9 protein-coding genes and 2 pseudogenes are annotated in these 10,874 nt (G+C 67.6%); 5 read left to right on the top strand and 6 right to left on the bottom strand.

The window, feature by feature from the left end:
* A pseudogene (locus tag ACFSL4_RS08385) lies at positions 1-379 on the bottom strand (group II intron reverse transcriptase/maturase); the annotation flags it as partial.
* 661 nt (positions 380-1,040) lie between these two features.
* On the opposite strand from ACFSL4_RS08385, the pseudogene ACFSL4_RS08380 reads away from it, so the two are divergent.
* Positions 1,041-1,268 (top strand): annotated as a pseudogene (locus tag ACFSL4_RS08380) (tyrosine-type recombinase/integrase); the annotation flags it as partial.
* A gap of 106 nt (positions 1,269-1,374) precedes the next feature.
* On the opposite strand, the gene ACFSL4_RS08375 reads toward ACFSL4_RS08380, so the two are convergent.
* The 4 genes from ACFSL4_RS08375 to ACFSL4_RS08360 all read right to left on the bottom strand — a co-directional run bounded on the left by ACFSL4_RS08375 (position 1,375) and on the right by ACFSL4_RS08360 (position 5,303).
* Positions 1,375-1,812, bottom strand: a complete 438-nt coding sequence (locus ACFSL4_RS08375) for a DUF4259 domain-containing protein (protein WP_381080136.1) — start codon at positions 1,810-1,812, stop codon at positions 1,375-1,377.
* Positions 1,813-2,386: 574 nt separating this feature from the next.
* A complete protein-coding gene (locus ACFSL4_RS08370; protein ID WP_381080152.1) occupies positions 2,387-3,103 on the bottom strand; it encodes a class I SAM-dependent methyltransferase in 717 nt (238 codons plus the stop codon).
* A 26-nt stretch (positions 3,104-3,129) separates the two neighbouring features.
* Positions 3,130-4,602 carry an asparagine synthase-related protein gene (locus ACFSL4_RS08365; RefSeq protein WP_381080134.1) on the bottom strand — a complete coding sequence of 491 codons (1,473 nt, stop codon included), beginning with the start codon at positions 4,600-4,602 and terminating at the stop codon, positions 3,130-3,132.
* 473 nt (positions 4,603-5,075) lie between these two features.
* A complete protein-coding gene (locus ACFSL4_RS08360) occupies positions 5,076-5,303 on the bottom strand; it encodes a hypothetical protein (protein WP_381080132.1) in 228 nt (75 codons plus the stop codon).
* A 149-nt stretch (positions 5,304-5,452) separates the two neighbouring features.
* Between ACFSL4_RS08360 and ACFSL4_RS08355 the strand changes: the two genes are divergently transcribed.
* On the top strand, positions 5,453-6,793 hold the full coding sequence (locus ACFSL4_RS08355; RefSeq protein ID WP_381080130.1) for a tetratricopeptide repeat protein: 1,341 nt from the start codon (positions 5,453-5,455) through the stop codon (positions 6,791-6,793).
* Positions 6,794-7,401: 608 nt separating this feature from the next.
* Complete coding sequence (locus ACFSL4_RS08350; RefSeq protein WP_417820366.1) at positions 7,402-9,201, top strand: IS481 family transposase; 1,800 nt, start codon at positions 7,402-7,404, stop codon at positions 9,199-9,201.
* 85 nt (positions 9,202-9,286) lie between these two features.
* Here ACFSL4_RS08350 and ACFSL4_RS08345 read toward each other — a convergent pair whose 3' ends face one another.
* Positions 9,287-10,156, bottom strand: coding sequence for a GntR family transcriptional regulator (locus ACFSL4_RS08345; RefSeq protein WP_381080126.1), 870 nt, complete (start codon positions 10,154-10,156; stop codon positions 9,287-9,289).
* Between the two features lie 179 nt (positions 10,157-10,335).
* Here ACFSL4_RS08345 and ACFSL4_RS08340 point away from each other — a divergent pair, with 179 nt between their 5' ends.
* Together ACFSL4_RS08340 and ACFSL4_RS08335 are read left to right on the top strand one after the other, a co-directional pair.
* On the top strand, positions 10,336-10,689 hold the full coding sequence (locus ACFSL4_RS08340) for an SCO3933 family regulatory protein (protein WP_381080124.1): 354 nt from the start codon (positions 10,336-10,338) through the stop codon (positions 10,687-10,689).
* Complete coding sequence (locus tag ACFSL4_RS08335) at positions 10,686-10,874, top strand: hypothetical protein (protein WP_381080122.1); 189 nt, start codon at positions 10,686-10,688, stop codon at positions 10,872-10,874. The genes ACFSL4_RS08340 and ACFSL4_RS08335 overlap by 4 nt, the downstream gene beginning before the upstream one ends.

Here is a 10,874-nt window from a genome sequence, read left to right as displayed (position 1 = left end):
CGAAGTCGGCCTCGAAGATGGGTTCCAGCACCAGTTTCAGCGCCGCCTGGACGACCCGGTCGGCAAGCGCGGGAATGCCGAGCTTGCGGACCTTTCCCGACCCGCCCGGCTTGGGAATCTTCCTCTCCCGCACCGGCAGCGGCCGAAACGAACCGTCCTTCAGAGCGGTCCGCAGGTCGTCCAGGAAGCCAGGGACCCCGATCCACTCCTCGACCCCGACGACCGTCAGGCCGTCGACACCGGGAGTGTTGGCCCCCTGGTTGCCCGCGACCCGGTCGAACGCCATGACCAGCGTGGCCGGGTCATACACGAAGTTGAACAAGTCATCGAACCGGCGGCCCGGATCGGCCGCCGCCCAACGGTGAAGCTTGGTCTGCATCCCCGATACCCTCGACCACGACCCGGCAGGTCCCGGACGCGGAGCGCCGCCATTCGGCGGTGCGTCTTCCGGCATTACAGTCTCCAGTCCTTCTCGAAACCGCTGCCGCCCTTCCCCATGCGCGCGGGCTTTCCCCGGCTCGGAGTACTACGGCGGCTCCGCCCCGCCCCAAGCCGATCGGCGGTCGGTGAGCCCAGCCCCGAACCCCACGCTGGACGCGCGGGCACCGGGCAGACCCGGGACGGTTCCCGTGTTCACAGTGATTCGCTCGTCGAAGTAGGAGCCCGACTATGCCCCTGCGGCATCGCTGCGAGTACGCCGCAGACCTTCCTCGCAGCCTCCCTGGCAGCTCATGCCCACCGCCTCAGGAGTTCCCCGCCCACACACTCGACGGGTGCGCACCGCTCCCGGCCCAGATCCACCAGGTTCGAGCCGGTGCCTAATCAAGGGGATGTCACACGCCGGTTCCTCGCGTACTCCTCTCCGTCCCGCTAGCCGGACCCGCACCATCTGGCAGCACTGGCACGTCCCGGCGTTGTCAGGGCTGCTCCCACCCTCCCCGGCACCACCCGGATCAGGCTGCCCTCAGCTCCACCGTCCCGCTGCGACGAGATCAGCGGTGAAGGTCTCTCACCTCCACTCGAACCACTGCGCCTCACGGCGCACCCACGGCCTACGGCATTCGACCGCGACCCTACTCCTGGAACAGGGCGTCGACCTCGTCGTCATCAAGGAGCTGTTGGGCCACGCCCACATCGGCGTCACCGCCGGCGTCTACGCCCACGTGAGGCTCCGTCTCCAACGCCAAGCCATCGACACCCTCGGCAACGCCCTCAGCGGCCAGGACGACGACCCCGGCGACCCACCCGTCGCAGTTGTCGTGCGCTGACGTTGCCGTCAGCGTTGCCGTCAAACCGCTGAGGAGCCCCACCGAATCCCGCTTCGGTGGGGCTCCTCGCATGCAGCCGACCCTCAGGTCGATATCGGCCAGCGGACTACGTAGATTCGCCTTCGCTGACCGGGCGCAGTACAGATCTCAAACTGTCGATTGCAGCCTGAGCCTCTTCCCTCTCGCCAGCGTCAACCCAGCTCCTCCAGAACCAGCCGTCTGCAGGCAATGTCACTTCCAGCGCCTGAATCGCAGACGAGGCGAGGGCAGGCGTAATCGGCTTCGCCAGCCATTCCGTAATGCTCGGGTATTCCTCGTTCCAGGCCAATGCGCGCCCGGCCGGAATATTGGCCGCAACCACAGCGGCAGCAGCCATTACTTCCTCAGGCAGCACAGAGGAATTGGACCCACCCCCCGCCCCGATGGCAGAACGGAAGGTTTTCTCGACGACTGTCAGCCGCTGCGATACAGACTGTTCTTCCAGCTCATCGAGGTAGTCCTCAGCCGTGTCGCTGTCGAGCGGGCCTGATCCCCAGGTTCCCATCACAAACTCCCGTCGAGACTTACGGCAGGTACCCGCCGAATGGGACTTGAATCTCTGGATCTCTCCGGTTCAAGAGAGTCCAGCCTCTCTCCTTTACCCCTTCCATCATTGTCTGTTCCATGCGGCGAATCGCTACCCCATCTGTACCGCGCGGCAGAGTGAAGTACGTGACGTTGACCACGTCGTCTGCTGTATATCCGGCCTTGCGTACCGCATGCTTGGACCGCATCGATTTATTAACGCGCTCCCTGATGCTTGTGGTGGAGCTTCCTACGTACTTCGTCCCGTCATTCAGGTGAATGGTGTAGATACCCGGCTCGGTCGGCACGTCGAATTTTGTTCCGGGCAGCGTCCCGGGCGCGCAATTCGCATTGTGAACCAGGACCGGCGTCTCGCCTGCCAGCACATAGTACGTGTGCTACGCGGCGCCCCTCTACCTGCTTATTCGCAGGTCAGCGCGTGATTTGCGTTCCGCTGGTGTCCGTGGTTGTGCAGGGGAATCCGTGGGTGTTGCCGTCACTACTGCCGTCAGAAGTCGGACGGCTGGCACTGGTGCCATTCCTCGGCCTGCCGGTCACCGCGGCGTTTGTCGTGCCACCGTGTACGCCGTTGGGCCGGTAAGCCCTGTCCCTGTGCCGTCGTGCATGTCCAGGACCTCAAAGCCGGCGCCCTCCGCGTAGCGTTCCAGTTCGCGGGGGAACAGGACGCGCCTGCGGATCTCGTCTCGGGCCTCGTCGCCGGAGGGGAGCGCCCATTGCCGGTGCATGGTGTTGATCTGGGTCCGCAGGTCCCACGTGTGGCGAATGGTGACGGTCGCGGGTCCCATCGGGGTGTCGACCGTGGCGGTGGTCGGCTCGGTCCGGGTGATCGGGGCGACGGGGGAACACAGCACGAGCAGCGCTGCCGGCTGGGCGTGGGCGGCGAAGGTGGCGAAGACCTGGCTGATGTCGTTGTTGTCGTGGACGTAGGCGAGGCTGTTGCCCATGCAGGTCACCACGTCCATGCGCGTGCCGAGTCGTGCGGTGCGCATGTCGCCGGTGCGGATGTCCAGTTCCGGCCGGGCCTGGTGGGCGTAGTCGACCATGCCGGCCTGGAGGTCAACACCGATGCACTCGTATCGCTTGGCGAGGATCTCCAGGTCGCGTCCGGTACCGCATCCGAAGTCGACCAGGTTCCGGGCGTCCGGCTGGTGCAGATCGATCAGGGTCTGGCACATTCCGGCGCTCGTGCTGTCGGACTGGACCACGTCGTAGAGTGCCGGATCGCGATACAGCAGGTTGGTGGCTTCCACGTGCTCGGCTTTCGTGTCGGGGCTGTTCACATGAGGCTTCGCAGTCCGACCTCCAAGGCGAGCACATCGCACAGCAGGTCGGGGACGACCGGCGCGGAGTCGGCGTTCCTCCGTGCCTTGGCGAGAGCCTTGCCGTCAACGTAGCCGAGGTCCACCAGGATGGACTCCTTCAGCATGTCGTCCAGAACGGGCAGCCCGTACGACCGCAGTCCCTTCTCCAGAACGGCCAGGAAGTTCTCCGGTTCGGCCGGCGCAGCCACCCACTCAGGCAGCCCGGCCCGCCGGATCTGCTCGCGGAACAGCGCCTTGCCGCGCTTGTGCTCGTGCGGTAGCTGCTCCATGAACCGCACGATCCGCGGATGCGCGAGCGGGCTCACTGGCCAGATTCCGGCCCGGAGGAAGCCGGGGTTGTGCATCCCGAACGCCATCAGGGTCGGTACGGGCAGTACCGGGATGGGAGCCAAGTGCTCGTTGACTTCAGCCAGCGCTCGAACTGCTTTGTCGCCGAGCCACGGCACGGGTTTCGGCGTCGGCAGTTCGGCCTGTGTCCTGGAGTGGTGGGCGTTGATCTCGTCGCCGCCGCTGCCGGTGAACATGACCTCGCACCGCCGGGCGGCTGCCTGCTCGCGCACAACGTCGAACGCCTCCTGGTAGAAGGCTCCCGCCGGGTCGTGCGGCTTACGCAGAGCGCGTACGCCTCCAGCGCAGAAGGGTGGGTGCTGCATGGCGGGAGTGGCCGTGTCCCGGAAGCCGCAGTGCTCCACAAGGGCTCGGCGCCGCTCGTCCTGTTGCCTGCCAGTGCTTCCTCCCGCCAGCAGGCCGAAGCTGTACACATCGGGGAAGCGGGCGGCCTTCACGGCCAGGGCGACGTTCCCGGAGTCCGCGCCGCCGGACAATTCGACGCCTACGCATCCGGTTGCCGTCGGCGCCTGGCGGATCACGTCGGTCAGCAATTCGTCCAGAGTCACGAGGGGATCAACGCCGGGCCGCAGCGTACGTGGCTCAAGTACGTGTTCGGCGGGGTCGGGGTAGTGGATGCTGAGTCCCGAAGGGGTGAACGTGGCCGCTGCCCGTTCGGTGATGCGGTAGACGCCTTGGAAGAGCGTCTCGGACGTGTAGCGGTGCTGCCTCGTCAGCGTGCGGGCGACGACACGCGCCACCAGACGGTCGGCCCGCAGATGCGGTCGCAGCAGTGTCAGGTCCCACGAAGCGTGCAGTTCGCCGGCCTTCTTTGTCAGATAGAGCGGGGCTGTACCGAAGACACCCGCTGCCAGGCGGGCCTGTCCGGGCTCCATGGTGAGTTCGACGAAGTCGGCGTCGTCCCGCTTGCACTCCTTCACGCGGACCCGTACGCGCGGCACTTGGTCGTCGTTGACCTCCATGACGAGAGTGGACACGTTCGCGGGCTCGATCCAGCTCTCGCCGTTGATCCAACGGCCGCCCTGTGATCTCCACTTGGGCGCCTGGAGATCGGCCAGGCGCAGACGCATCGACAGCATGTCGTCCCTTTCCGATGTCGTGCGGCGGGGCGGGGCCGCGTACGGCCCCGCGCCGCCTGGCGTCAGCCCTGGATCACTTGCTGCAGTGGTCGCCGTTGTTGTCGCCACCGCCCGGCATCTTGTCGAGCAGCGCGGCCTCGACGGCCGGGACTCCGATGATCAGGTCGCCGGTGAACAGCTCGTCCACGTTCATCGTTTTCTCCCTTACGGTTTTCAGTGGACTCCGCGGCGGATGCTGCGGAGTTGGACCCGTCCGGCTGCCGGACCCTTGCGAAGAAGGCAGCCGGACGGGGTGCCCACCGCTTCCGACGGCGGGCCCTCCCTCATCACAGGTGGGGAGCCTGGATACGTGACGGGGAGGAGTCAGGCGGGGGTGGATGCGGCGGCGACGCCCAGGACGAAACCGACCGATCCCGAGATGGTGATGATCAGGAGCGGTCCGGCGTAGCGGCCGACGACTGCGGCCAACCGATTCACAGCCGCTCTCCACGGCTGCGCTCGTTGACCTCGCGTACTGCGGCGCTCAGCCTCGCTGCCCCGTCCTCAGGCGTGACACTGCGGTGCTGCGGGCAGAGACACGGCGAGAATCGATTCGAACCCGGCGGCAGGTCCGCGCCCTCGTAGGTGTCGATCCTCAACACTCCGTCCATGCCCCGCTCCTCGGTCATACGGGCCAGGCGGGCCCGCGCTTCGCTTCTCATCCCTCAGCCCCTCAGACGACGGCTGCGGCGAGGACTCGCCGTTCCCTGCTGCCTCTACGCAACCGCACGACCACGCTCAGCGGTACCGTTGCCGCAGCGTCAGGACTTGAAAGCCCTGAAAGTTCGCAAGGGCACGGGGAGTTGAGGGCATGGCTAAGCGTGAACCGAACGCGGCGCTCGGGCGCATGCTCTCCGAGAGCCGTTGGACTCACCGCCAGTTCGCGCGGGCGGTGAACCGCGTCGGTACGGAGACCGGAATCCCTCTGCGCTACGACGAGTCGGCGGTGAGCCACTGGCTGGGCGGCACCGTACCTCGGGGTGCGGTGCGCGGATGCATCCTCGAAGCTCTCTCCCGCCGCCTCGGCCGCCCCGTCACCCATGCCGAGGCCGGGCTGCCCGTTCCACGCGATCGCTCCCCCGCGGCTGCGGATACCGTGGAAGGAGTGATCGACCTGGGGAGGCTGGATATGGACCCGTCCCGCCGCAGCGTCCTGGGTGCCGGCCTGTTCTCCGTGGCCGTCACCATTCCCGGCTGGCCTGATGTAGTCGGGCGTGCCGATGCCATTCAGTCCGGCCGCACGAGCCGCATCGGCATGAACGAAGTGGACATGGTCATCGCCATGACCGAGCGTGTTTCGGAGCTGGACGACGAGTTCGGTGGCCGTCACGCACGCCCCATGGCGGCCTCGTTCATGGTCAACACCGTGGCCTCCTACCTGCGCGCCGACGCACCCGAGGACGTACGAAAGGCGATGCTGTCCGCCGCCTCGGACCTGCTGTACCTGACCGGCTACATGGCCGTGGACGAAGGTCTGCACGGTCTCGCGCAGCGCTACTACGTCAAGGCTCTGGAGCTGGCGGGCGCGGCCGAGGACCATCTGACGTACTGCACCACCCTGCGGGGCATGAGCGTCCAGGCAGTTGACCTCCGCCACGGGGCGAAGGCCATGGAGCTGGCCGACGCCGCTGCCGCCGCCTCCCCGAAGGCCGGTCCTCGGATGCTGGCCTTCCTCGTCGGCCAGCAGGCGCACGCCGCCGCGCAGACCGGCGACCGTACGGGTGCGCTGCGCTACATCCGGGAGGCCGAGGCTGCCATGGACCGTGCTGAGTCACGCGGCAAGGCGTTCGGCTCGTATGACCCCTCTTCGCTCAACTACCACGTCAGCCAGGTGCGTTACGAACTCGGTGACAAGGCAGGAGCCGTCGAAGCCATGCAACAAGCGGACCGGCTCCGCCCCAGCGTGTACCAGCGCACACGAGTACACCGTCGTGGCCTGTTGGCAGAGCGGCAGTTGGAGCTCGGCCATCTGGAAGCGGCGTGTGCCACCTGGCACCAGGCCCTCGACGACTACCCCAAGGTGCAGTCCGGCCGTGCCGACGAACGCGTGAAGGCGATGTTCGGTCTCTTGCGCCCTCATCTGAAGAGCGCGACGGCGCTCGACTTGTACGACCGAGCGCGGACGCTCGCGCCACCGTCGCTGGTCGCCTGATCTCCGTCGCACCTTCAAGCTCGGCCACAGAAAGTCAGCCACGACGGCGGGTGCGCCGAGAGATCACCCGCCACGTGAGTCTCCAGCAACCCCGCACCGGCCTCAGCCACGCCTCTTCCTTCCGTCACGGCATCCGCCCCGCTCCGGCCTGGCCACTCGGCAGCGGGCTGGGCTGCTCGATCTGTGCCCTCGCCTGTGACCGCACGCCGACGACGCGCGGCTTTCGGCTGCCGCGGCCTGACGAGGTGCCGTGCGGCGTTCGGCGGAGTCAGCCTGCGGCGCCGCTACAGGCCGATGCGGTTACTTCCGGGATCGGGGTCGGCTCGCTTGCCTGCTGCGCGCCGAGTGGCCGGTGGGCGTTGCCAGCGGGGCGGCAGACAGGAGCGGGCAGCGGTCACCGGCCGCCGGCGCGCGGCGGCCCGCGCAAGCGGGACGCCCTTCTTGATCAAGTAAAGAAACTCTGAACAGCTCATCCGCTGGTCAAGTGTCCGGTCCCGGTAGATGCTTGACAGTTCGGTCCCAGCTGATGGTTGACAGTGGCCGTGTTCGGCTTTTCTGTGCGCGTCGTTGAGGCGTGTGTGGGGAGGCCGGGATTGGCGCTGGTGGAGTTGTCGGTTGTCGAGCAGAGATACCGGGCTGTGCTTGCGGTGCTGGGGGGTGCGACGGTGACGGAGGTCGCCGCGTCGCTCGGGGTGTCCAGGCAGACGGTGAGCGGGTGGAAGTCCCGCTATGACGTCTCGGGTCTGGCTGGGCTGGCGGACCGGTCGCGTAGGCCGGCGTCGTGTCCGCATCAGGTTGCTGCCGAGGTCGAAGCGGCGGTGTGTGAGCTGCGGCGTAAGCACCCGAGGTGGGGTCCGCGGCGGATCGCGTTCGTGCTCGGGCGGTCGGGGACCGTAACGCCGGTGCCGTCGCGGATGACCGTCTATCGGATCCTGGTCCGCCATGGGCTGGTCGAGCCGGGGGTTCGGCGCCGGAAGCGGTCGGATTACAAGCGCTGGCAGCGGGACCGTCCGATGCAGTTGTGGCAGTTGGACATCGTCGGCGGCGTGATGCTCGTCGACCCGGTGACCGGGGAGCTGACCGAAGCCAAGGTCGTGACGGGGGTGGACGACCATTCCCGGTACTGCGTGATCGCGTCGGTGGTCGAGCGGGCGACCGGGCGGGCGGTCTGCTCGGCGTTCGCCCGGGCCTTGCAGAGGTTCGGGGTGCCGGAGGAGGTGCTGACCGACAACGGCAAGCAGTTCACCGACCGGTTCGGGCATGGAGGCGAGGTGCTGTTCGACCGGATCTGCCGGGAGAACGGGATCGCCCACCGGCTCACCCAGCCTGCTTCCCCGACCACGACGGGCAAGGTCGAGCGGTTCCACCAGACGCTGCGGCGTGAACTCCTCGACGACTGCGGCGCCTTCGAGAGCATCGAGGATGCCCAGGCGGCGCTGGATGCGTGGGTGGATGAATACAACTCCGTGCGTCCGCATCAGGCGCTGGGCATGCAGTCTCCCGCCGACCGGTTCACCCCGGTGCCCGAGCAGGAGCGGGACATGCTGGGCCTGAGGGTGCCGGGAATGCTCGCGGTGGTGCCGCCGCAGGGGACACCTCCCGGGGAGCCGGATTCGGTCGATGTGCCGCCGGTGCCGGACGGCCTGCCCGAGCTGGTGGCGGCGGAGCCGGGTGGCCCGGTGGAGTTCGAGCGGGTGGTGCCGGCGAGTGGGAATCTGCAGGTGGCGGGCAAGCAGTTCTGGCTGGGTCCGTCCCGGTCGGGGCTGACGGTGACGTTCTGGGCGGACACGTCGGTGATCCATCTGCTGATCGCCGGGACGAGGATCAAGACGGTGCGGTCGCATCTGTCGGTGGCGGATCTGGGTCGGCTGGCGGCCCGGGGCGGTCGTGCGGCCGGGCCACCACCGCTTCCCACCGGTGACAGTGACGGGGCGGTGTTCGAGGTGGACCGGGTGGTGAACAACAGCGGCCTGGTGGGCCTGGGCGGGCACCAGGTCCTGGCCGCGGAGATCCTCGGCGGCCGCCAGGTGGGCATCCGCATCGACGACGAGACTCTGTCGTTCTTCGATGTGTCCTCACGGGAACTGCTGCGAGTGCGGCCCAACCCGCTGACCAGCGAGGAAGTCCGCGGGCTGCGGGGTCTGCGTCCGGCCGGACCGCCACCACGGCCCCGTGTCGAGCCGGTTCGGGTGCAGCGGCGGGTCAGCACGGTGGGCACGGTCATGGTCTGCCGCCAGGTCGTCTCCCTCGGCCGCCCCTACGCAGGCCAGACCGTAGCCGTGTACGTCTCGGACACGACGATCACCGTCGATCTGGACGGCCAGATCCGGGTCATCCGCCGCACGACCGACGTCCCGGTCCGTAACGTGAAAGCCAACAAGCCCCAAAGGGCTTCCCATGTTGTCTAGGCCCAACGTCAACCATCACCTGGGACCAAACCGTCAGGCATCACGTGGGACCCGACAATCCGCTGGTCAAGCTGCCGGGTTGAGATCAGGGGCGCTGCTGTCGGCGCTTCTTCGATTCGGCCAGTGCGGCCTTCAGCTTTTCGCTCGGCGACACGTCCGGTTCGGCGTCGTCGTCATGGAGGGGCGGCAGGAACAGGCCGCGGCGGCTCTTCTCCCGTTTGACCTTCCGGCGCTCGTTGAAGAGCCGCTGGTGCTCCTCCCGGACGGTGGCCCATCGCTGGTCCAGCTCGGCTTCTCGTTCCAGAAGCTCGTCATCGCTGAGGTCAGCGAACTCGGTGGCGGCTGCGCGCGCCTCGCGGTCGATCTGCTCTCGCAGCAGGTAGTTCGTGATGGAGCCGTGGTACTTGCCCGGCTCCGGTTCCTGGCGTACGAAGACGCCGCGCCCCTTGACCGCGTACACAAGCCCCGCTTGCTTGAGGCTTCGATAGGCGTTCTGTGCGGTGGAGTTGGCGACTTTGAACCGCTCTTGGATCTCCCGGGCGGGAGGGAGCTGGGAGCCCGGAGGGTAGGTGCCTTCCATGATCTCTCGACGGAGGATGTCGGCGACCTGAGCGTATGGCGGTCGGGCGTCTTCGTTGCGGATGACGTCGACTGGCCAGTCCGGCCCTTCGGTGTCGGCATCGTCGTGATCGCGGTCGGCCTGCTCGGCGCTCCCGCCAGCGGAGGTGCTGACGTAGCTGCCCCGGCCTAGCTGGGAGTAGACCAAGCCTTCCTGCTTAAGCACGCGCAGGGCGTTCTGGACGGTGGAGCTGGAGACGCCGAACCGATCGCGCAGCACGTTGGCCGAGGGCAGGCGCTCGCCGGGGCGGAACTCGCCATTCAGGATCGCGTCCCGCAGAGCCTCGGCGGCCTGGAGATACGGCGGCCGGGAGTCCTCGTCCAAGGGCAGGGTCATAGCCCCCACGGTATCGCCAGCCAGCCGTAGCGCTACAGGCACATCTACGGGTTCCCCACCTGACCACCTACCGACCTGAGCGAGTTAACAACCTAACCGACCTTGCAAGATGAGCGATCATCTCTTTATGCTCCTCGTGAGCCGATCAAGCGGCTCCACCGAACAAGGGGTGTGATGGCATGGCCATGTCTCGAATCAGGGTTGCTCTGCTGCCGTCGGCGGTGTGCATCGCGGGCACCGAGCCGGTGCTGAAGATCAAGGACCAGCAGACCGGGGAGGTCGCCACCGACCGGGAGACCGGCGCGTCGCTGTACACCGTGACCGTGATGCTCATGGAGGACGGCCGGGCCGAGGTCCTGAAGATCACCGTCCCGGAGACCGGGCTGGCCGCCGGGCTCAAGCCCGGGGCGATGGTGCGGCCGGTGGACCTGTTCGCGACCCCGTGGGCGCGGATCTTCAACGGGCAGCTCTCCGACGGCGTCGCCTACCGGGCCGCCCGCCTGGAGCTGGCGACGGTGGAGGCCGCCCAGTGATCCGCTTCGAAAACTCCGTGCCGGAGCGGGAGTTGTACCCGCTCCGGCCCCTGCCGGGGACCGAGGGCAAGGCCACGTTCGCCGCCTCGGCCTCGGTGCTCGATCTGCTCGGCCTGAGCCCGGAGCACGCGGCCCGCCTCGACCTTGCCCATGTGCTCCGCCGGATACGCGAAGAGGGGGCCTGA

This window comes from Streptomyces caeni (assembly GCF_042678285.1).
Classification (GTDB): domain Bacteria; phylum Actinomycetota; class Actinomycetes; order Streptomycetales; family Streptomycetaceae; genus Streptomyces; species Streptomyces caeni.
The sequence above is the reverse complement of the archived record's forward strand: the minus strand, read 5'-3'. Positions and strand labels throughout refer to the sequence as shown.